A 19,786-nucleotide genomic window follows, 5' to 3' on the forward strand; every position below is an offset into this window, starting at 1 on the left:
GGCGGCCGATCCGGCCCGCAACGGCCCGTACACCCTGGATCGTGGTTGCTCTTTTACCGTGCCCCGCGGATCCGCGGAATGACGCCGCGTCAACCATAGCTTTTCTTGGAACGGTAAGCCCGGCCGGGGATTACTTGCCCGCGTCAAGTCTAGCTTTGCGAGGATCGCGGTGATGTCGGGTCGGGTGACGGCTCTATTCGGTTTGGCCGGCGCGATGCTGGCCGGTTGTTTCCAGACGGCGCAGGCGCGCGAGATCGTGCCCTTCGCGAACGGCGTCGCGCCGGGCTCGGTGGTGATCAGCGTGTCGCAGCGCAAGCTCTACCTGGTGAACGGCGACGGCACGGCGATCCGCTATCCCGTGGCGGTGGGCCGTCCCGGCAAGCAGTGGTTCGGCATCAAGCCGATCGACGGCAAGTACGTCGCCCCCGCCTGGTCGCCGCCCGCGGAGGTGAAGCGCGACAACCCGCGCCTGCCGAACCTCATCGCGGGCGGCTCGCCGCACAACCCCATGGGGGCGGCGGCGATGACGCTCGCGGGCGGCGAGTACGCGATCCACGGCACCAACCGGCCGAGCTCGGTGGGCACCTACGCCTCCTACGGCTGCATCCGGATGTACAACCAGGACGTGGTCGACCTCTACGCGCGGGTCGATGTCGGCACGCAGGTCTACATGACCCACTGAGGCCCGTCGGCCTCACCCGGCCGGCGGGGCGGTCGCCTCGACGGCCGTGAAGGTCTCCAGGATCCGGTAGGTGTGCGCGGCGCCGGCCGGCACGCAGTAGGAATCGCCCGGCGCGAGCGCCACGGTCTCGCCCTCCAGCACGAGCTCGGCCCGGCCGCTGACGACGTAGCCGACCGTCTCGTGCGCCGAGGTGGTCATCGGCTTGTCGGCGTTGGGCTCCTCGGCCCGCCACATCCGCATGCCGAGACGCTCGCCGCGGGCGAGGGGGATCTCGCCGTGCGGGCCCGCGGCCGCGCTCCGGGCCGATACTGTCGTCGCCATCTTCGCCTCCCTCAGGTGAACCTGCCCAACGGGGCCCGGCGCCCGACGTTCCGCGCCCGACAGCGCGACACGTTCGGCAAGCCCCGCGCCGGCGCGCCGCTTGACGGCCCGCGCCGCCCCCCGACAGGATGACGCACCGGTCCGAGAGGCGCCCGACAGAGGCGCGGTCCGGTGCGGCGCCTCGGATCCGCCCGGGTCCGGCGCGTCGGCGGACGACCCGGATCGGGAGGGACGCGCCATGCAGATCAAGGCGGCGATCGACAGGATTCCCGGCGGCCTGATGCTGGTCCCGCTCCTGCTCGGAGCGCTGTGCAAGACCTTCGCGCCGGGCGCCCCAGCCTATTTCAAGGGCTTCACGCAGGGGATCATGACCGGCGTGATCCCGATCCTGGCGGTCTGGTTCTTCTGCATGGGCGCCTCGGTCAGCCTCAAGGCGACCGGCACCGTGCTGCGCAAGTCCGGCACGCTGGTGGCGACCAAGCTCGTGGCCGCCTGGGCGATCGTGCTGGTGTCCTCGCTGTTCATCCCGCCCGACGGGATCCAGACCGGCTTCTTCGCCGGCCTGTCGATCCTGGCGATCGTCTGCGCGATGGATATGTCCAACGGCGGCCTCTACGCCTCGCTGATGCAGACCTACGGCAGCCGCGAGGAGGCGGGCGCCTTCATCCTGACCTCGATCGAGTCCGGCCCGCTGATGAGCATGATCATCCTCGGGGCCTCCGGGGCGGCGCATTTCGAGCCGCAGATCTTCGCGGGCGCGGTGCTGCCCTTCCTGGTCGGCTTCGCCCTCGGCAACCTCGACCCGAAGCTCCGGGCCCTGTTCGCCCCGGGTGGCCAGCTGATGATCCCGTTCTTCGCCTTCGCGCTGGGGAACACGGTCGACCTGAACAACCTGCTCTCGCCGCTCGCGGGGCTCGGCATCGTGCTGGCGCTGGCGGTGATCGTCCTGACCGGCATCCCGCTGATCCTGGCCGACCGGGCGATCGGCGGCGGGACCGGGACGGCGGGGCTGGCGGCCTCCTCGACGGCCGGGGCCGCCGCCGCCAATCCGCTGGCGATCGCCGCCGTCGCCCCGCAATTCGCCCCGTCTGCGCAGACCGCCACCGTGCTGGTGACGATCTGCATCATCGTCACCTCGATCCTCGTGCCGATCCTGACCGGGCTGTGGTACCGGCGATTCGGGGCGGGCGTCGCGGAGGCCCGGACCGAGGCCGAGGCCGGCGCGCCGCTCGCGGTCCCGGCCGAGTAGGCGCCCCGCGACAAGTCCCTCAGAAGTCGACCGCGAGGCCCTTCACCTCCCAGTCGTCGTAGCGGACCGGCTCCAGGCCGCCGCGTCCCTGGCGCTCGGGCTTGGCGCCGATCTCGGCGGCCCGAGCGTCGATCGCCGCGCGGCGCTCGGCCGCCTCGGCCAGGGCGCGCTGCGCNGGCCATCCCCGAGCTGCCGGGCTTCCAGGAGGGCGCGTGGTGGGTCCAGGACGCCMCCGCGGCGCTGCCGGCCCGGCTCCTGGCGCCGCGGGAAGGCACCCGCGTCCTCGACCTCTGCGCGGCGCCGGGCGGCAAGACCCTGCAGCTCGCCGCCACCGGTGCCCGGGTCACGGCGGTCGACCGGTCCGCGCCGCGGCTGGAGCGCCTGCGCGAGAACGTCGCGCGGCTCGGCTTCGCCGTCGACGTCGTGGTCGCCGACGCCCTCGCCCTGGAGCCGCAGGACCACGACGCGGTGCTGCTCGACGCGCCGTGCTCGGCCACCGGGACGATCCGGCGCCATCCCGACGTCGCCTGGACCAAGGCGGAGGCCGATATCGGGCGGCTCGCCGCGCTCCAGGCCAAGCTCCTCGACCACGCGGCCGGGCTGGTGCGGCCGGGCGGGCTCCTCGTCTACTGCACCTGCTCGCTGGAGCCGGAGGAGGGCGAGGCGCAGGTGGCGGCCTTCCTGGCCCGCGATCCCCGCTACGCGCGGGTTCCGGTCCGGCCGGAGGAGGTCGGTGGCGAAGCGGCGCTGATCGACGACCACGGCGACCTGCGGACCCTGCCGTGCCACCTGCCGGAGATCCCCGGCGCCCGCGGCGGCCTCGACGGCTTCTTCGCGAGCCGCCTCCGGCGGACGGACGGAGCGGGCGCGGCTCCGGACTGACGGGGTGAGGCGGCGGTGCGGTGCCGTGCTCCCGACGCCGATCGGCGTGCGGGGACGACGACGCATGTCGGGGTCTTCGGGGCCGAATCGATGCCCGGCGGGGCGGGTCCCGGCGAGGGCGCGCGCGGCGCCCCGCGGCGATCCGCAACCCCTGGAAAGTTGACGGCGGCCCGGCGGACTGCCATCCGCGCGTCCGACAAGTCCGCCCGCCCGCGGCCCCGTTGAGTCCAAAGAACCCATGACCGACCTGATCGAGACGATCCGCCGGACGCTCGTGCCGATCCACAAGGAGGGCTATCCCTTCATCCTGATCGGCATCGTGCTGACGGTGCTGGCGGGTTACTTCTCCCAGTTCTTCGGCTGGATCTTCCTGATCCTCACCCTGTGGGTCTGCTACTTCTTCCGCGATCCGGAGCGCGTCACCCCGGTGGCGGACGGGCTGGTGATCTCGCCGGCCGACGGGCGCGTCAACCTCATCGCCACCGTCCTGCCGCCGCCCGAGCTCGACCTGCCGCAGGTGCCGACGCTCCGGGTCTCGGTGTTCATGAACGTGTTCGACTGCCACGTGAACCGGGTGCCGGTGGCGGGCCGGATCGGCCAGATCCACTACACGCCGGGCCTTTTCCTCAACGCCGAGCTCGACAAGGCCAGCGACGACAACGAGCGCAACGGCATGGTCATCGAGACGACCCATGCCGGCCAGCCGAAGCGGGTCGGCGTGGTGCAGATCGCCGGCCTCGTGGCCCGGCGGATCGTCGGCTTCGTGTCGGCGGGCGACGTGCTCGGGGTCGGCGAGCGGTTCGGCCTGATCCGCTTCGGCTCGCGGGTGGACGTGTACCTTCCGGCCGGCGCGACCGTGCTGGTCGGCCTCGGCCAGAAGGCGGTGGCCGGCGAGACGGTGCTGGCCGATCTCGGCGGCGGCCCGGAGCGGCTGTTCAAGCGGATCTGAGGCGGCCATGGACGATCTCTTCCCGCCCTTCGCGCCCGATCCCAACGAGCCGCGGCCGCGCCGGTTCAAGCCGGTGCCGTTCCGGATGATCGCGCCCAACATGATCACCCTGATGGCGCTCTGCCTCGGGCTGACCGCGATCCGGCTCGCCTTCGAGGGCAAGTTCGAGCCCGCGGTCATCGCCGTGGTGGTGGCCGGCGTGCTGGACGGCATCGACGGGCGGGTGGCGCGGCTGCTCAAGGGCACGTCGCGGTTCGGGGCCGAGCTCGATTCGCTCGCCGACTTCGTGAATTTCGGCTGCGCCCCGGCGCTCATCCTCTACGGCTTCGTGCTGTTCCACCTGAAGTCGGTGGGCTGGATCGTGGCGCTGATCTTCGCCATCGCCATGGCGCTGCGCCTCGCCCGCTTCAACGCGATGCTGGACGACCCGAACCGGCCGGAATGGAAGAAGGACTTCTTCGTCGGCATGCCGGCCCCCGCGGGGGCGCTCACCGCGATGCTGCCGCTCTACCTGCACTTCCTGGGCTTCGGCATCGAGACCTGGGCGGCGCCCGCGGTCCTGATCTACGTGCTGTGCATCGCCCTGCTGGTCGTCTCCACGGTCCCGACCTACTCGGGCAAGACCATGGGCAAGCGCGTGCCGCGCAGCCTCGTCCTGCCGATCTTCCTGTTCGGCGTGGCGGCCTTCGGCATCCTGATCAGCTACCCGTTCGAAGCCCTGGTGGCGGTGAGCGGCGGCTACCTGCTGACCATCCCGGTCGTCGCCGCCCAGTATCGCCGCCGGCTCAAGGCGGAACTGGCGGCCGCCCCCGGCGAGGGACCGGTACAGGTCAATCCGGTCGGCCAAGCCTAGCGGGCCGCGCGAGGACCGGAAGCTATCCGCGACGCGCTGGACGACGCCGGGCCGGCTCCTATCTCCGCGGCGTGCGGCGGGGGATCCGGAAATGCTCGAGGAATTCAAGAAATTCGCGCTGCGCGGGAACGTGGTCGATCTCGCGGTCGGCGTGATCATCGGCGCCGCGTTCGGGGCCATCGTCACTTCGGCGGTGCAGGACATCTTCATGCCGGTGATCGGCGCGATCACCGGCGGGCTCGACTTCTCGAACTACTACATCCCGCTCTCGTCGAAGGTGCAGGCCGGGCTGCCCTACGTGGACGCGAAGAAGCAGGGCGCGGTCATCGGCTACGGCCAGTTCCTGACCCTGACGCTGAACTTCCTGATCGTCGCCTTCGTGCTGTTCCTCGTGATCCGCGCGATGAACCGGCTCCAGACCTCCGAGGCCAAGAAGCCCGACGAGGTGCCGGCGGACGTGAAGCTGCTCTCCGAGATCCGCGACATCCTGGCGACGAAGCCGCGCGTCTGACGGGTCAGACCGCGCGCCCGTCGTCGTCCTGCGGCTTCACGCCGAGCGCGTCGAGGATCTGATCGAGGGCCTGGCCGACGGCGCCGGTGCCTTCCTCGTGGGTCTTGAGGCGGGTCTCGAGCCGGCGGATCTGGGGCTCGAAGGCGTCCGGCACCGGGTCGTCGCCGAGGAAGCGCGGCTTGTCGGGCCCGACCGGCAGGACGCTGCGCAGCTGCTGGCCGAGATGGTCGCGCACCGGCTCCGGCAGAGTGGATTTCGGGTCTGTGGGGGTGTCGCTCATGATCGCCTCACGGGTCGAACCGTCATCAACGGCCGGACGGATGAAGCGTTGCGCCGGCGGCCGCGGCTGCGGGAAAGCCCCCGGAGCCTGGCTCCGGGGGCCCCTGGGCCGGCACGAGGCCGGCCCAGGGTGTTAGTCGATGACCTCGACGATGCGGTGACCGCGATCGACCAGGACCGGGCGGTCGTTCACGACCGTGTAGCGGTAGCCCGGCTGCACGCGGTACTCGCTCGGCACGTCGTAGTAGGTCACGCCCGAGGCCGGCAGGGTGGTGCCGACGGCGACGCGGCCGTCGTAGTCGTAGGAGCGGACGTTGCGCTCGCGGACGTAGCTGCGGAAGCGCGGGGCCATGTCGACGCCGAGGATGCCGCCCACCGTGCCGGTGGCCGCACCGACCGCGCCGCCGACGATCCCGCCGATCGGGCCGGCCGCATCGGCGCCCGCGGCCGCGCCGCGCTCGGCGCCCGGAATGGTGCCCTGGGCCTGGGCCGCCAGCGGCAGCGAGAGGGCGAGGGCCGAGGCGGCGATCAGGGTCTTGAAGGTCATGCGGTGCATCTCCGTTCCGTGGTGTCTCGCCGCGCGGGCGCAGCGAAGCTCGGGCCGGTAACGCCCGACCCCCGGAATCGGATGCATCCTTTTTTGTGGACCGCCGGCCTGAGGCCGGCCGAGCCCCTAAGCGTCCTTGGGCATCGCCGACTGGATGAACCGGTCGGATCCGAGATCCTCCTCGTCGTAGCCCAGGAGTTCCGCGAGGCGGCCGCGGGCGCGGCTGACGCGGCTCTTCACGGTGCCGACCTTGCAGCCCATGATCGTCGCGGCCTCCTCGTAGGAGACGCCCTCGGCGCCGACCAGCACCAGCGCCTCGCGCTGGTCCGGCGGCAGCTTGGCGAGCGCCGATTGCAGGTCCTCGACGTCGAGCCGGTCGCCCTGGTGCGGGGCCGTGGCGAGCCGGGCCGCGTAGGAGCCGTCCTGATCCTCGACCTCGCGGACCCGCTTGCGGTGGTCCGAGTAGAAGATGTTGCGCAGGATCGTGAACAGCCACGCGTTCAGGTTGGTCCCCGGCTGGAACCGGGCGCGGTGCTGCCAGCCCTTGAGCAGGGTGTCCTGGACGAGATCGTCGGAGCGGGCCGGGTTCGAGGTCAGCGACAGCGCGAAGGCGCGCAGCGACGGCACGGCCGCGAGCAGGCCGTTGCGGAATTCCGGCTCGATCGCCTCGCCCCGGGCGCGCAGAGCCGCCTCGAGCTTCTCGATCAGCTCGGCGAAGCGGGACGGCAGCGTCTCCTCGCCGATCCGCTCGTAGACCGTGCGCAGGTGCTCCCCGAGATGCGTGCGGATGCCGGGCGCCAGGTTCGGGCGGCCATCCCGAGTCCCGTCCTCCTGGGACAGGACGGTGTCGGTGTCGTCGCGGGTCATGCGTATCGCGCTCGTCAACTCATCGTGGCTCGACCTGTGGTCCCGAGCGGGTCGAGGCGGAGCGCTTGCCGGCTCGAACCGGTGGGGAAGTCCGGCCGATGCGCTCCTGTTACGGGAGTTCTAGCGCATCGGGCGCGGGCATGCACCCTCAGGCAAAACACACTTAAGCTAAGTTCGCCGGTCTCAACAGCCGGATTGCCCCGTCGCGCAGGGTCAGGACGTCGCCGTGGGCGAGGTCGGTCCAGCACTCGTCCCGGGTCAGCGCCTGGGTGGCGATCACCGTGACCACGTCGTGCTCGGTGGTCTCCTGGGCGAAATCCACCTGCCAGTCCTCGTCGATCAGGGTGGCCTTCCCGAAGGGCGCGCAGCGGGTGAGGTAGCAGAGGCGCTTGCCGCAATGGGCGTAGAGGGTGCGGCTGTCGGTCAGCAGCATGTTGAACACGCCGAGGGCGTGCAGCTCGCCCGCGAGGTCGGCCACCGCCCGGTCGAGGGTCTCGGGGCGGGGCAGGGCGCGGAACCGGGCCTGGAGCCGGCCGAGCATCCAGCAGAAGGCGTGCTCGCTGTCGGTGGAGCCGATCGGCATGAAGCCGCCGAGCGGCAGCCGCTTCACGCCCTTGAGCTGGCCGTTATGCGCGAAGGTCCAGCGCCGGCCCCACAGTTCGCGGGAGAACGGGTGGGTGTTCTCCAGGCTGACCCGGCCGCGATTGGCCTTGCGGACATGGGCGACGACGATCCGGCTCTTGATCGGCATGTCGCGCAGGAGCCGGGCGAGCTGCGAGCGGGCGCTCGGCTCCGGCTCGTGGAAGCTGCGGCAGGTGCGCCCGTCGTAGAAGCTGATGCCCCAGCCGTCGGCGTGGGGACCGGTCTCGCCGCCGCGCCGGGCGAGGCCCGCGAAGGAGAAGCGGATGTCGGTCGGCACGTTGGCGCTCATGCCGAGCAGTTCGCACATCAGGTTGCAGCCGGGCTCTGCGGGGAAGCGGCGACGTTTAGGAGTGTTCCGCGGTCCCGACAACGGCTTTCGCGCGGCTCAGCGGCCGAGATAGTCGGTCAGCGTCATGCCGACCAGGATGGCGACCCAGAAGAAGCCGAGCCCCGAGAACAGCCGGATCAGCGGCGGCTCGTGGATCACCTCCATCGAGACGAGGAGGATCAGCGCCACCATCACGGCGACGACGGCGAGCTCGACGATCCAGACCTGCGCGAAGGGGAGGGTGGCGCCGAGCGTCACGTTGATGGCGAGCAGCGCCAGCAGCGCCAGGAAAGTGAGGAAAGGCGTGCGCAGGCGCTTCCGGAGCAGGGCGCGGTCGTCGGCGCTCAGGGCGGCGAGGGGCTTCCGCATCCTACCGATTCACCACGTAGAGGATCGGGAAGGCGAGGATCCAGACGAGGTCGATGAAGTGCCAGTACAGGCCGTAGACCTCAATCCAGTTCTGGTGCCGTGACAGGAACCCGGCCCTGGCGGCCATCCAGGTCATGCCGAGCAGGAGCGCGATGCCGGTGAACAGGTGCAGCGCGTGCAGCAGCGTCGCGACGTAGTAGAGGTTCACGAACAGCCGCGCGGCCGGGGTCTCGGCCAGCGCGAAGGGTCGACTGCTGAGGAACGGCATCATGTGCTCGTCCCAGTCGGCGTAGTACTCGTAGCCCTTGAGCACGAGGAACAGGCCGCCGAGCGCGGCGGTGGCGAGCATCGCCCGGACCATGGCGCGCTGCCAGCCCATCCGCGAGAATTCGATCGCCATCGACATGGTGAGCGATGAGCAGATCAGCACCACGGTGTTGGTGGCGCCGATCCAGAACTTGAGGTGCTTGGCCGCCGCGACCGTCGCCTCGGGATGCTGGATCCGGGTGATCAAGGCCACCAGGAACAGCGCCGAGAACAGGAGCAGCTCGGTGATCAGCCACGCCCAGATGCCGAGCGTCGCGGCTTCGCGCTGCTGCGCGACGCTCTCGAAATGCTCGGCGCGGGCGACCCCGACCCCGTCGGCCAGCGGCGCGCTCATCCGTGCTGGTCCCGGGATTCCTGGGCCTGGATCGGGTAGTCGTAGGGGATGCGCGGCACCTCGGGCGGCGACAGGAAATTGTGCGTCGGCGGCGGGGACGAGGTCTCCCACTCGAGCCCCTTCGCGTTCCACGGGTTGGCGGGCGCCTTGCGCCCGAACCACAGGGAATAGACGAGGTAGAGCATCGGGAAGAGGTAGCCCGCCGCCAGGATCGTGGCGCCCGCCGAGGACAGGACGTTCAGGAGCTGGAACTCGGCCGGGTAGGTCGCGTAGCGCCGCGGCATCCCGAGATAGCCCAGGATGAATTGCGGGAAGAAGGTCACGTTGAAGCCGATGAAGATCAGCAGCGCCGAGACCCGGCCCCAGGGCTCGCTGTACATCCGGCCGGTGAACTTCGGCCACCAGAAGTGCAGGCCGCCGAGGAACGCCAGCACCGTGCCGCCGACCATGATGTAGTGGAAATGCGCGACCACGAAGTAGGTCGCGTGGATGTGCTGGTTGATGGCGAGCGTCGCGAGGTAGAGGCCGGTGAGCCCGCCGAGCACGAACAGGCCGATATAGCCCATCGCGTAGAGCATCGGCGTGTCGAGGCGCAGCGCCCCCTTATGGATCGTGGCGGTCCAGTTGTAGACCTTCACGGCCGAGGGCACCGCCACCGCGAAGGACAGAGCGGAGAACACCAGCGAGGCCAGGTCGCTCTGGCCGTTGACGAACATGTGATGGCCCCAGACGAAGAAGGTCACCGAGGCCAGCCCGATCGACGCGTAGGCGACGAAGCGGTAGCCGAACAGCTTCTTCTGCGCGAAGGCCGGGACGATCTCGGAGATCACCCCCATGCCGGGCAGGACCATGATGTACACGGCCGGGTGCGAGTAGAACCAGAACAGGTGCTGGAACAGCACCGGGTCGCCGCCGTAGGCCGGGTCGAACACGCCGATATGGAAGGCGCGCTCCATGATCAGCAGGATCAGCGCGGTGGTGATGACGGGCGTGGCGAGCAGGAAGATCAGGCTCGTGGCGTAGTGGGCCCAGACGAAGATCGGCAGCTTGAACCACGTCATGCCGGGCGCCCGCATGGTGTGGATCGTGACCACGAAGTTGAGCCCGGTCAGGATCGACGAGAAGCCCACGATGGTCACCCCGATCAGCGCCGGCAGGACCCAGGTGTTCGAGAAGGCGGTCGAGAGCGGGGCGTAGAAGGTCCAGCCGGTGTCGACGCCGCCCAGCACCACCGCGACCAGGGTGAACAGGGCGCCCGCCATGAACACGTACCAGCTCGTCAGGTTGAGCTTCGGGAAGGCGAGGTCCTTGGCCCCGATCATGAGGGGGATCAGGAAATTGCCGAAGGTCGCCGGGATCGACGGGATCAGGAAGAACCAGACCATCACCACGCCGTGGATGGTGAAGGCCTTGTTGTAGGTGTCGTTGGTCATGATCGCGCCGTTCGGCACGATCAGCGCGAGGCGCACCACGCCCGCCGCCAGGGCCCCGATCACGAAGAAGCCGGTGATCGACGCGAGGTAGAGGATCGCGATGCGCTTGTGGTCGGTGGTGAGGAACCACGAGCGCAGGGTCGATTCCGCGTGCAGGTAGTCGGCCTTGCGCCCGATCGTGGATTCCGGGGCGTGGGGTTCCCGGCGGGCGGTGCCGCCGATGCTGCCCGATGCGCTCATCGTGTCGCCCCCGCCGGCGTCGCGTCCGCGGCCTTGCCGGTGGCCGGGCTCGAATAGGATTTGAGGAAGTCGATCAGCGTCGTGAGCTCGTCCGCCGGGATCCGGCCGGCGAAGCTCGGCATCACCTGCTTGCCCCCGCCGGCGAGCCGGTCTCCGTTCGGGTTCAGGATCTTCTCGCGCAGCCACCCCTCGTCGGCCGTGACGGTGCGGCCGTCGGCGAGCGTCACCCGGGACCCGTAGAGACCCGCGAGGCTCGGGGCCTTCACGGACGAGCCGGGCTCGTGGCAGCCGGCGCAGCCATAGGCCTCGTAGAGGGCCCGGCCCGCCGCGACCTTGCCCTGCTGGGCGCCGGCATGGGTCAGCCAGTCCTGGTAGTCGCCGGGATTCATGAAGGTGACCTCGCCGCCCATCACGGAATGGTCGGTGCCGCAATATTCCGAGCAGTAGAGGTGGTAGGTGCCGGTCTTGTCGGCCTTGAACCACAGGTCGGTGTAGCGGTCGGGCAGGGCGGCGACCTGCAGGCGCACGGCCGGCAGGTAGAGGGCGTGGATCACGTCCTGGCTGATGATGTGCAGGCGGATCGGCTGGCCGATCGGCAGGTGCAGGTTGTTGATCTCGGACTGACCGGTCGGGTGCTGGAACTTCCACATCCACTGCCGCCCGACCGCCTCGACCACCATGGCGTCGGGGGGCGGGTTCTTCGACTGGATGAACAGCCGCGCGCCCCAGACGAAGAAGATCAGCGTCAGCAGGAACGGGATCAGCATCCAGCTGATCTCGATGAGGTTCGAGCGGATGCCCGACGGGCTGCGATCCGCCTCGGAGCCCTCGCGGTAGCGCAGGGCGAAGGTGGTGATCGCCACGAAGACCGGCACGGTCAGCAGCAGCGTCAGGACGGTGAAGGCCAGGATGAGCAGGTCGGTCTCGCTCGCGGTGGCGGAGACCGCGGCGGGCCAGAGCTGGAGGGAATCGTGGCTCGACGTCATCGCGCAGCGGGCTCCGCCGGTTCGAGGGAGCGGCCGACGATCAGGTCCATGGCGCGCCCGATCGGGATGCGGGCGCGGGTGCGGGACTCGTCGCGGTAGCCGTAGCCGGAGACATGCGCCGCGGTCGCGGCCCGCTCGCGGTCGAGATCGGCGAAAGGATCGGCCTGCAGGTTGGGCGGCGGCGGCGCCAGCCGCGTCGTCTGCTGCGGCGTCAGGGCGGGGAGCGCCCGGCGCTGGCTCGCCGCGAAGGTGCCCATCAGCCAGACCATCGTGCCGACGACCGCCAGCGCCGTGAGCGCGAGGCCGGCCATCACCAGCACGGTGTTGCGCACGTTGACGTCGCGCGTCTCGTGGCCGGGATCGTTCGGATCGCGCTGGGAATTGGCCGCCGGGCGCGGCGGGCGCCCGTTCAGGAGGCCGCTGCCGCGCAGGGTCAGCCCGGCGAGGATCGCGGGGATCAGCCCGGAGGGCCCGCTCGCGCTCATGCCGGCCTCCCGGCGCGGCGGGCGGCGGAGGCCGNAGCAGCGGCCGCAGCGCGGCCGCGAGGCCGGCCACGGCCCCGGCCGCCAGCACGTCGCTCGGCCGCAGGACGAAGCGGTCGCGCACCGCCGGGGTGACCAGCCAGAACATCTCCAGCGCGTGGATTGCGAGGGCCGCGCCGGCCAGGATCCGGGTGGTCGGGCGACCGGGCCGGAGGGTCGCGAGACCGGCCAGCACAACGACCGCGCCGGCCACGATCGCCAGCGCCCGCCCGACCCAGCCGCCGCGGGCGAAGTACCACGCCACCTCGGGCGGCAGGTTGGCCGACCAGACGATCAGGAACTGGACGAAGTGCAGGTAGGCCCAGAGGGCGAGGAGCACCACGAGGGGCACCAGACGCCCGCGCCCGGGCGCGGTGCGGCCGCGGCCCACGGGCTCCGGCTCCTCCCAGGCCAGCAGGATCGCCGCCGCGAAGGCGAGGCCGCTCCAGGCCGTCATCACCAGGAGGCCGAGCAGGGTGGAATCGAGCCGCGGATCCAGGGAGGCGACGACGTCGGTGACGAACAGCGTGCCGATGACCGCGTGCAGCCCCACCGCCGGCACGGTCCGACCCTCGCCGGGCGCGTCGAACGGCTTGGCGAAGCGCAGCGCCAGCCAGGTCCAGGCCGCGAGGTAGACGATCACCCGGGCCGCGAAGAACGGCACCGTGAACCACAGGGCGGCCAGCGGCGTGCGCGCCGGGGCGCTCACCCAGGGATAGAGCAGGGGCGCGGCGGCCAGGAGCGGCAGCGCCAGCACCGCGGCGACCGGCATCAGCGCCGTCAGCCGGCGCAGCCCCGCCAGCATTTCCACGCCGCCGCGCTCGCGGACCCGCTTGCCGAAGCGCTCGGCGACGATGACCACCGGCAGGGCGCCGACCGGCAGGGCGAGGAGGACCAGCCACGCCGCGAGATACGAGGCCGCGGCCCCGCGCCAGCCGCCCGCGATCAGGCAGACGGCCAGGAGGACGAGGCCGGCGAGGCCGAGCAGGGCGGGGCGCCTCACGGCGTCGCCTCCAGGTGCGCGCGATCCGCCGCGGGCAGGCTCGCCACCGGGGCGTCCTGGCTGAGCTGGAGGGCGCGGACATACGCGACGATCGCCCAGCGGTCGGCCGAGGGGATCATCTGGGCCATGCCGAACATCGCCTTCCGGCCGTTCGAGATCGCGTCGTAGAGGTCGGACGCGGAGGCCGCGCGCGCGGGCCGCGCGGTGAGGTCGCCGGCGTGCGGGAAGCCCCGGGCCACGATCATCCCGGCGCCGCGGCCGTCCTGCCCGTGGCAGGGGGTGCAGAACACCCCGTAGCGCTCGCGGCCCTGGTCGAGCAGCGCCCGGTCGATCGTCTGCGGCTGCGGCGCCGCGCGTGCCGGATCGCTCCGCGGCACGGTGCCGGCCACCGGCTGGCGCATGGTGATCTCGCGGGGGAAGAACGGGTTCTTGTCCCAGGTCTTGGCCCGGGCCTGATCGGCCATGTCGGCCTCGCCGCAGCCGGCGAGGGGCGCCAGGGCGAGCAGGACGAGCGGCACGGCGCGGGGGGCAGCGCGCCTCATCGCGGGATCCGCTGGATCTCGAGGGGGCGCCCGGCCTCGGCCGGCAGCGCCGCGAGCCGCCGCTCGATCCGGCCCGCGTCGAACCGGTCGCCTCGCGCCTCAGCGGAGAGGAAGAACCGGTCCTCCGAGGCCCGCAGGAAGCCCGGGATGTTGAAGGCGGGGTGATTCAGGCGGGGCAGCCGGTTGAGCACGAGGAGCGCGAGGTGGATCGCCACGCAGCCCGCCATCATCGCGAAGGAGACGCTGGGGACCACGAAGGAGGGCCAGGACAGGCGCGGGCGGCCGCCGATCAGGAACACGTAGTCGTAGGCCGTGGCGTAGACGCACATCGCGAAGAAGCCGAAGCCGCCGAGCAGGGCCCCGGCGAGGGCGTATGGCAGGATCGAGCGCCCCTCCAGGCCCAGGGGCCGCAGGGTGCGGGGCATCGGCACCGGGCCGTGCCCGTCGAGATGGACCTGATCCGGGCTGATCCCGGATACCGCCTGGAGGGCGGCGGCGAGGTCGCCCTGGCTCGCGAAGGTGGCCGCCACGCCCCACAGGGGCGCGGCGACCGGGTTCTCCTCCGGGCGGCCCGTGGCCCGGGACGCCGCCATCCGGGCGGCCTCCTGGGCGGCCGGCGACACCGTCAGGGCGAGGCGGCGGCTCTCGACGATCGAGACGGCCGGCAGGTAGCGCAGGAACAGGAGCAGCAGGGTCAGGAACAGCCCGACGGAGCCCGCGAAGGTGGCGATGCCCCAGATGTCGGTCGTGTAGGGCAGCCTCGAGGAGGGCAGGAAGTCCTGGGTCAGGGTGACGACTAGGACCATGACGTGGTCGGCGTAGGCGCCGATCGCCACGAGGAGGCCCACCGCGGCGATCGCGAGCGGCGCCGTGCGGGCCCGGGCCGACCACAGGATCTGCGCGGGCAGGACGAGGCACAGGATCGCCGTCCAGGACACGAGGGCGTGGGCGCCGGTCATGCGCCGGACCAGGACGCCGCGCCCCTCCGGGTCGCCGTTGAGGAACGTGTCGAAATACTCGGCCGCGTAGCAGTAGGCGCTGGCGCAGCCGAGGCAGAGCAGCAGCCGCCCGAGCACGTCGAGATGGCGGTCCGTCACCAGGGCGTCGAGGCCGTAGACGAGGCGGATCAGCATCACGATCACCGCCGTGACGCCGACGCCCGAATAGACCGCGTTGACCAGGAAGCTCACCGGCAGCAGCGTGCTGTGCCAGCCGGGCATCAGCGAGCCCGCCAGCATCACCGAGGCGCCGGTCTGGACCGAGACCACCAGCAGCACGCCGAGGAGCGCCACCGTCCGGTAGGCCTGGACCCAGATCTGCCAGTGGGCCGCCGAGCCGCGCCAGCCCGAGGCGAGGATGCCGTAGACCTGCGCGCGCAGCAGCGCGAGCTTGCGGGTCGGCGCCTTCGCCTCGACCTGGCGCAAGGCCTCGATGTGGGCCCGGTCGCGCAGCGTCGCGAGGTCCGGCAGCAGGCCGATGAACCAGAGGCTCACGCAGATTACCAGGAAGGACACGATGTCGATCGCGTCCCAGAGGAGAGGCGAGCGGAACTGCGGCCAGAGATTGTAGGTGTTGGGGTAGGGCAGGTTCCAGAAGAAGAACCACGGCCGGCCGAGATGGATGATCGGGTAGAGCCCGGCCGCCGCGGTGGCCAGCAGCGCCAGGGTCTCGGCGATGCGGTTCACCGCCCCGCGCCACTCGGCTCCGAGCAGGAGCAGGATCGCCGAGACCAGCAGGCTGCCGGAGGCGACGCCGATCCACCAATCGTAGCTCGCGATGTCCAGCGCCCAGACGACGGCGTTGTTGTTCGCCCAGATGCCGGGGCCGGCGTAGAGCAGGTAGCCGAGGGTGAGGGCGAACAGGCCGAGGAGCGCGGCCGCCCCCGCGAAGGCGATCCACCAGCGCCGGTTGCCCGGATGGGTCAGCGGGATCGCCGTGACCGCGCCGCCGATCCCCGGCAGGGTCTCGTCGGGCCGGATCAGGGGCCCGGGCTGCGTGCCGCCGGAGAGGGCGCCGGACATGCTCAGCCCTCCCGCCCGTCGGACTCCGCGGCGGGCGCGAGCCCGGCGAGGTAGGTGGTGCGCGGCCGCGTGTTCAGGTGGCCGAGCAGCGCGTATTCGCGGGGATCCCGGCGGGCGGCCGAGACCCGGCTCCCCGGGTCGGCGACGTTGCCGAAGGTGATCGCCCGGGTCGGGCAGGCGCCCTGGCAGGCGGTCTCGACGGCGCCGTCGGGGATCGGCGCGTGGGCGTCCTTGGCCGAGGTGATCCGGGCCGCCGTGATCCGCTGGATGCAGTAGGTGCACTTCTCCATCACGCCCCGGGACCGGACGGTGACCTCGGGGTTGCGCTGCTGCTGCTCCACCGGGGTCATGCCGCCTGTATAGTCCAGGTAGTTGAAGCGGCGGACCTTGTACGGGCAGTAGCTCTGGCAGGTCCGGGTGCCGACGCAGCGGTTGTAGACCTGCAGGTTCAGACCCTCGCTGTCGTGGAGCGTCGCCTCCACGGGGCAGCCGAGCTCGCAGGGCGCCTGCTCGCAATGCATGCAGGGCACCGGCTGGAAATGCGTGCTCGGCGCGTCGAGGTCGCCCGCGTAGTAGCGGTCGATCCGCAGCCAGCCCATCCAGCGGCCGAGCTCGACCTCCTCGCGCCCGACGACCGGGATATTGTTCTCCGCCTGACAGGCGGTGACGCAGGCGTTGCAGCCGATGCAGGCGTCGAGGTCGATCGCCATGCCCCATTGCGCGGCGACCCAGCGGTCCTGGCTCTCCGGGGGCGGGTAGAACGAGGCCGGCGCCGGCGCGCCCTTGGGGTCGCCCGCGGGCGCGGCGCCCAGGGCCTGCACGCGCACGAGGTCCTGCCCCTCCATCGTGCCGAGATGCTGCGTGGTGACCGGCCTGCGCTGCCGGCCGGTCTTGGTCAGCCGGGCGCCGGCGAGGCGCCAGGATGAGCCCGGCGGCCGCAGGGGCGCCGAATCGTAGCCGAGGCCGCGGGCGAGGTGGTCCGGGACGTCGCGGCCGTAGCCCAGGGTCAGGGTCACCGTGTCGTCGGCCTGGCCGGGCAGGATCCAGGCCGGCCCCTCGACCGCGCGACCGCCGGCCTCGACCCGCAGGACGTCGCCCGTGGCGATCCCCTCGCGCTCGGCGAGGCGCGGACCGACCGCGACCACGTTCTCCCACACCACTTTGGTCAGGGGCTTCGGGAGTTCCTGCAGCCACGCGAGGTCGGCGTGGGTGCCGTCCCAGATCGTCGGATCCGGCCGGAACAGCACCTCGACCCCGCCGGCGGGTGCGGCGGACGGAGCGGCGGCTTCCTGCGTCAGCGCGACGGTCTCGGGCTGGGGCGCGCTGCCCGCCCAGAAGCCGAGGCGCAGGGCCTCGGCGAAGCGGGTCTCGAAGGCCGCGTCGTCCTCGCCGGCGTTCCGCGCCTGCGCCTTGAGGAGGCCGAGGGCGTCCTGGGCGCTCTCCCCGCCCTCGCCGCCGGCCAGGAAGGCCAGCATCTCCGCCGGCGTGCGGCCGTTGTAGAGGGGGGCGACGGTCGGCTGGATCAGCCCGACCGTCCCGTCGAGGGACCGGATGTCGCCCCAGGATTCCAGCGGGTGGGCGGCGGGCAGGTGCCAGTCGGCGTGCGCGCCGGTCTCGTCGTAGTAGAGCCCCGCGTGGATCTTGAGCGGCACGCGCGCCATCCGGGCGGCGAAATCGAGGGCGCCGGGCGCCTCGTAGACCGGGTTGGCGCCGAGCACGACGAGCGCCTTGACGGCGCCCCGGTCCATGGCCTCCGCGAGCTCCGCGAGCGTCCCGGCGCCGGTCTCCATCGCGGGCGCCGTGTGGACCAGGGTCGAGCCGGTATTGCCGAGGGCGCCGTTGAGGCGGTGGACCAGCGCGTGCAGCTCCGGGCTCGCGGTCAGGCCGGCCGTGACGATGCCGGCGCCCCGGGCTTGGTCGAGCGCCGTCCCGGCATTCCGCGTCCAGCGCGCGACGGGATCGTCGCCCGCGGGGGCGGCGCCGCCCGCGGCCAGGGCGAGCAGGTCCCGGGCGAGGTCCTCGAGCCGGCCGGCCGGCACCACGAGGCCGCGATCCGCCTTGGCGCTGGTCAGCGTCGGCGTCGGCGCCGCCGCGTGGAGAGTGAGGAGGCGACCCTCCGCGTAGGCCGCGCGCCGCGCCTCGCTCCAGCGCCGCGACAGGCCGACCTGGCCGGGACCAAGATCGAGGAAGTCGCCGTCCAGCGCCACGATGGTGCGGGCGCGGCCGAAATCGGGAATCGTCTCCAGCGGCCGGCCGTAGGCCTGGCGGGCGCCCGCGTAGATCCCGCCGCGATCGGCGCCGGCGCCGGTGTACCAGCGCAGAGCCGGGTAGGCGGCCCGCAGCCGCGCGATCTGCGCGGCCACGCCCGGCGAGGTCACCGGGCCGGTGAGCAGGGCGAGACCCTCGCCCCGGCTCTCGCGCCAGGCCGGCATTCGCGCCTGGAGGTCCGCCCGGAAGGCGGCCCAGGAACTCGGCCGGCCGAGATGCTGCACCGCCTGGGAGCGGAACGGGTCGTAGAGCCCGAGCACCGAGGCCTGGGCCAGCACGTCGGTGCCGCCGCGGCTCCAGGGATGCTCGGGGTTGCCCTCGATCTTGAGGGGCCGGCCGTTGCGGGTGGTGACCAGGATGCCGTTGCCGAATCCGTCGAACACCGCTGAGGAGGCGTAGGACAGGTTCGTGCCCGGCACGATCCGCTCGGGCTGGTTGACGTAGGGCACCTCGTAGTCGCGGCCGCCGCCCGCGCCGCAGGCGGTGAGGCCGCCGAGCGCGAAGGAGGCCGCCATCAGCTTCAGGAAGCCGCGCCGCTCCGGGGCGGCGGCGAGCCGGGACGCCGACGGGAACTCGGCCGCCAGATAGGCGCGGAACTCGGGGCTGTCGGCCACGGCGTCGAGGCTGCGCCAGAAGCGCGGGCCGTCGCCGCCGGCGAGCTTCTCGCGAAGCGCCGCGATGTCGGGAGTGCCGGTCATCGGTGGCAGATCCCGCATTCGGTCAGCCGCTCCCCGCCGCGGATATGGTACTGGGCCACGAGCTTCGGACCCAGGGTCGCCTGGTCGGACGGCGGCGTCCAGGTCATGTTCCAGACCTGATCCGGCGTGCGGACGTACTTCTCCGGCGCCCGGTGGCAGTCGAGGCAGAACTGCATCTCGAAGGCGTTGGCCCGGTAGGTCATCTGCATCGACGTGACGTCGCCGTGGCAGGTCGAGCAGCCGATGCCCTTCGTCACGTGCACCGAGTGGTTGTAGTAGACGTATTGCGGGAGCTTGTTCAGCCGCTTCCACTCCAGCGGCTTGTCCTGCGCGTAGCTGTCGCGCACCGGCTTGAGCATCTCGGAGCCGGTCCAGATCTGCGAGTGGCAGGTCATGCAGGTATGCGTCGGCGGGATGCCGGCGGTGGCCTCCCGGTCGACCGTGGTGTGGCAGTAGCGGCACTGGATGCCGAGCTCGCCGGAATGGTGCTTGTGGCTGAACGGCAGCGGCTGGGCCGGCGCGATCCCGACACCCGTGACGTAGTTCGAGCGCACGATCCCGGCGGCCAGGACCGGGAGACCGACGAGGCAGGCGACGCCGGTCATCAGCGCGAGGCGGTAGAGCGCGTCGGCGCCGGGGGTGAAGAGCTGCGCCATCAGGCCGGCCCGCGCCAGGCGAGGGCCGTGAGATGGCGCTCGGTCGTCTCAGCCCCTCGCCGCAAGCCTCGCCTCACCCTCTGGTCCCGGTCGACATCGTGCGGCACGCCGGACGCCCGCGCGATACGACCGGGGCGCCCGCGGCGTCGCCGGCCCGGGCCTCACCGATCCGAGCCCCGGCGGCGCCGCGCCCCACCGTGCCCGATGGTTTTAACGCTGGAGCGCTTCTAAACCAGGGCCACGACCGGAAACAGGCCGGCCGACATGTCGCAGCGGCC

The 19,786-nt window shown here is 71.8% G+C and carries 18 protein-coding genes and 2 pseudogenes; 6 read left to right on the forward strand and 14 right to left on the reverse strand.

The annotated features are described in order from the left end of the window. Positions 1–172: 172 nt before the first annotated feature. On the forward strand, positions 173–682 hold the full coding sequence (locus MOTC310_RS21530) for a L,D-transpeptidase (RefSeq protein WP_331303228.1): 510 nt from the start codon (positions 173–175) through the stop codon (positions 680–682). 12 nt (positions 683–694) lie between these two features. Here MOTC310_RS21530 and MOTC310_RS21535 read toward each other — a convergent pair whose 3' ends face one another. Continuing rightward, positions 695–1,003 carry a cupin domain-containing protein gene (locus MOTC310_RS21535; protein WP_331291156.1) on the reverse strand — a complete coding sequence of 103 codons (309 nt, stop codon included), beginning with the start codon at positions 1,001–1,003 and terminating at the stop codon, positions 695–697. 238 nt (positions 1,004–1,241) lie between these two features. Between MOTC310_RS21535 and MOTC310_RS21540 the strand changes: the two genes are divergently transcribed. Continuing rightward, on the forward strand, positions 1,242–2,252 hold the full coding sequence (locus MOTC310_RS21540; protein ID WP_331303229.1) for a 2-keto-3-deoxygluconate permease: 1,011 nt from the start codon (positions 1,242–1,244) through the stop codon (positions 2,250–2,252). A gap of 19 nt (positions 2,253–2,271) precedes the next feature. On the opposite strand, the pseudogene MOTC310_RS21545 reads toward MOTC310_RS21540, so the two are convergent. Then, a pseudogene (locus tag MOTC310_RS21545) lies at positions 2,272–2,430 on the reverse strand (DUF1674 domain-containing protein); the annotation flags it as partial. Between MOTC310_RS21545 and MOTC310_RS21550 the strand changes: the two are divergent. From MOTC310_RS21550 to mscL, 4 genes and pseudogenes are all read left to right on the forward strand, one after another. Next, positions 2,430–3,134: pseudogene (locus MOTC310_RS21550) on the forward strand (RsmB/NOP family class I SAM-dependent RNA methyltransferase); the annotation flags it as partial. The pseudogenes MOTC310_RS21545 and MOTC310_RS21550 sit on opposite strands and share 1 nt — an antisense overlap. Positions 3,135–3,372: 238 nt before the next feature. Next, positions 3,373–4,083: a phosphatidylserine decarboxylase gene (locus MOTC310_RS21555; protein ID WP_331291158.1), complete on the forward strand. Its 711-nt coding sequence runs from the start codon at positions 3,373–3,375 to the stop codon at positions 4,081–4,083. 7 nt (positions 4,084–4,090) lie between these two features. After that, positions 4,091–4,936, forward strand: a complete 846-nt coding sequence (locus tag MOTC310_RS21560) for a CDP-alcohol phosphatidyltransferase family protein (RefSeq protein ID WP_331303230.1) — start codon at positions 4,091–4,093, stop codon at positions 4,934–4,936. Between the two features lie 91 nt (positions 4,937–5,027). Next, on the forward strand, positions 5,028–5,447 hold the full coding sequence (mscL, locus tag MOTC310_RS21565) for a large conductance mechanosensitive channel protein MscL (RefSeq protein ID WP_331291161.1): 420 nt from the start codon (positions 5,028–5,030) through the stop codon (positions 5,445–5,447). Positions 5,448–5,451: 4 nt separating this feature from the next. On the opposite strand, the gene MOTC310_RS21570 is transcribed toward mscL, so the two are convergent. The 12 genes from MOTC310_RS21570 to MOTC310_RS21625 form a co-directional block, all read right to left on the reverse strand. After that, positions 5,452–5,727, reverse strand: a complete 276-nt coding sequence (locus tag MOTC310_RS21570; protein ID WP_331303231.1) for a hypothetical protein — start codon at positions 5,725–5,727, stop codon at positions 5,452–5,454. A gap of 132 nt (positions 5,728–5,859) precedes the next feature. Beyond that, positions 5,860–6,273, reverse strand: a complete 414-nt coding sequence (locus MOTC310_RS21575) for a DUF1236 domain-containing protein (protein WP_012318034.1) — start codon at positions 6,271–6,273, stop codon at positions 5,860–5,862. A 126-nt stretch (positions 6,274–6,399) separates the two neighbouring features. Next, positions 6,400–7,140, reverse strand: coding sequence for a NepR family anti-sigma factor (locus MOTC310_RS21580; protein WP_331291163.1), 741 nt, complete (start codon positions 7,138–7,140; stop codon positions 6,400–6,402). Positions 7,141–7,303: 163 nt separating this feature from the next. Continuing rightward, positions 7,304–8,089, reverse strand: coding sequence for a class II glutamine amidotransferase (locus MOTC310_RS21585; protein WP_331303232.1), 786 nt, complete (start codon positions 8,087–8,089; stop codon positions 7,304–7,306). Positions 8,090–8,167: 78 nt separating this feature from the next. Then, a complete protein-coding gene (locus MOTC310_RS21590; protein WP_331303233.1) occupies positions 8,168–8,479 on the reverse strand; it encodes an oxidase in 312 nt (103 codons plus the stop codon). 1 nt (position 8,480) lies between these two features. Next, positions 8,481–9,140, reverse strand: a complete 660-nt coding sequence (locus tag MOTC310_RS21595) for a cytochrome c oxidase subunit 3 (protein ID WP_331303234.1) — start codon at positions 9,138–9,140, stop codon at positions 8,481–8,483. Then, positions 9,137–10,813 carry a cytochrome c oxidase subunit I gene (locus tag MOTC310_RS21600; RefSeq protein ID WP_331291169.1) on the reverse strand — a complete coding sequence of 559 codons (1,677 nt, stop codon included), beginning with the start codon at positions 10,811–10,813 and terminating at the stop codon, positions 9,137–9,139. Before MOTC310_RS21600 ends, MOTC310_RS21595 begins: the two co-directional genes overlap by 4 nt. After that, positions 10,810–13,125, reverse strand: a complete 2,316-nt coding sequence (coxB, locus tag MOTC310_RS21605; protein ID WP_473753942.1) for a cytochrome c oxidase subunit II — start codon at positions 13,123–13,125, stop codon at positions 10,810–10,812. Before coxB ends, MOTC310_RS21600 begins: the two co-directional genes overlap by 4 nt. Before the next feature lie 194 nt (positions 13,126–13,319). Continuing rightward, positions 13,320–13,865, reverse strand: coding sequence for a c-type cytochrome (locus MOTC310_RS21610; RefSeq protein WP_331303236.1), 546 nt, complete (start codon positions 13,863–13,865; stop codon positions 13,320–13,322). Continuing rightward, entirely contained in the window at positions 13,862–15,886 is a 2,025-nt protein-coding gene (locus MOTC310_RS21615) for a DUF3341 domain-containing protein (protein ID WP_331303237.1), read from the reverse strand. Before MOTC310_RS21615 ends, MOTC310_RS21610 begins: the two co-directional genes overlap by 4 nt. 2 nt (positions 15,887–15,888) lie before the next feature. After that, entirely contained in the window at positions 15,889–18,852 is a 2,964-nt protein-coding gene (locus MOTC310_RS21620) for a TAT-variant-translocated molybdopterin oxidoreductase (protein WP_331303238.1), read from the reverse strand. Continuing rightward, entirely contained in the window at positions 18,849–19,508 is a 660-nt protein-coding gene (locus MOTC310_RS21625) for a cytochrome c3 family protein (RefSeq protein ID WP_331303239.1), read from the reverse strand. The genes MOTC310_RS21620 and MOTC310_RS21625 overlap by 4 nt, the downstream gene beginning before the upstream one ends. Between the last annotated feature and the right edge of the window lie 278 nt (positions 19,509–19,786).

The organism is Methylobacterium oryzae (genome assembly GCF_036441375.1).
Taxonomy (GTDB): Bacteria; Pseudomonadota; Alphaproteobacteria; order Rhizobiales; family Beijerinckiaceae; genus Methylobacterium; species Methylobacterium oryzae_A.

Excerpts from the sequence above, each read along its gene's own strand:
- MOTC310_RS21530 (WP_331303228.1), top strand. The coding sequence starts at position 173 with ATGTCGGGTCGGGTGACGGCTCTATTCGGTTTGGCCGGCGCGATGCTG.
- MOTC310_RS21535 (WP_331291156.1), bottom strand. The coding sequence starts at position 1,003 with ATGGCGACGACAGTATCGGCCCGGAGCGCGGCCGCGGGCCCGCACGGC.
- MOTC310_RS21540 (WP_331303229.1), top strand. The coding sequence starts at position 1,242 with ATGCAGATCAAGGCGGCGATCGACAGGATTCCCGGCGGCCTGATGCTG.
- MOTC310_RS21555 (WP_331291158.1), top strand. The coding sequence starts at position 3,373 with ATGACCGACCTGATCGAGACGATCCGCCGGACGCTCGTGCCGATCCAC.
- MOTC310_RS21560 (WP_331303230.1), top strand. The coding sequence starts at position 4,091 with ATGGACGATCTCTTCCCGCCCTTCGCGCCCGATCCCAACGAGCCGCGG.
- mscL (WP_331291161.1), top strand. The coding sequence starts at position 5,028 with ATGCTCGAGGAATTCAAGAAATTCGCGCTGCGCGGGAACGTGGTCGAT.
- MOTC310_RS21570 (WP_331303231.1), bottom strand. The coding sequence starts at position 5,727 with ATGAGCGACACCCCCACAGACCCGAAATCCACTCTGCCGGAGCCGGTG.
- MOTC310_RS21575 (WP_012318034.1), bottom strand. The coding sequence starts at position 6,273 with ATGACCTTCAAGACCCTGATCGCCGCCTCGGCCCTCGCCCTCTCGCTG.
- MOTC310_RS21580 (WP_331291163.1), bottom strand. The coding sequence starts at position 7,140 with ATGACCCGCGACGACACCGACACCGTCCTGTCCCAGGAGGACGGGACT.
- MOTC310_RS21585 (WP_331303232.1), bottom strand. The coding sequence starts at position 8,089 with ATGTGCGAACTGCTCGGCATGAGCGCCAACGTGCCGACCGACATCCGC.
- MOTC310_RS21590 (WP_331303233.1), bottom strand. The coding sequence starts at position 8,479 with ATGCGGAAGCCCCTCGCCGCCCTGAGCGCCGACGACCGCGCCCTGCTC.
- MOTC310_RS21595 (WP_331303234.1), bottom strand. The coding sequence starts at position 9,140 with ATGAGCGCGCCGCTGGCCGACGGGGTCGGGGTCGCCCGCGCCGAGCAT.
- MOTC310_RS21600 (WP_331291169.1), bottom strand. The coding sequence starts at position 10,813 with ATGAGCGCATCGGGCAGCATCGGCGGCACCGCCCGCCGGGAACCCCAC.
- MOTC310_RS21610 (WP_331303236.1), bottom strand. The coding sequence starts at position 13,865 with ATGAGGCGCGCTGCCCCCCGCGCCGTGCCGCTCGTCCTGCTCGCCCTG.
- MOTC310_RS21615 (WP_331303237.1), bottom strand. The coding sequence starts at position 15,886 with ATGTCCGGCGCCCTCTCCGGCGGCACGCAGCCCGGGCCCCTGATCCGG.
- MOTC310_RS21620 (WP_331303238.1), bottom strand. The coding sequence starts at position 18,852 with ATGACCGGCACTCCCGACATCGCGGCGCTTCGCGAGAAGCTCGCCGGC.
- MOTC310_RS21625 (WP_331303239.1), bottom strand. The coding sequence starts at position 19,508 with ATGGCGCAGCTCTTCACCCCCGGCGCCGACGCGCTCTACCGCCTCGCG.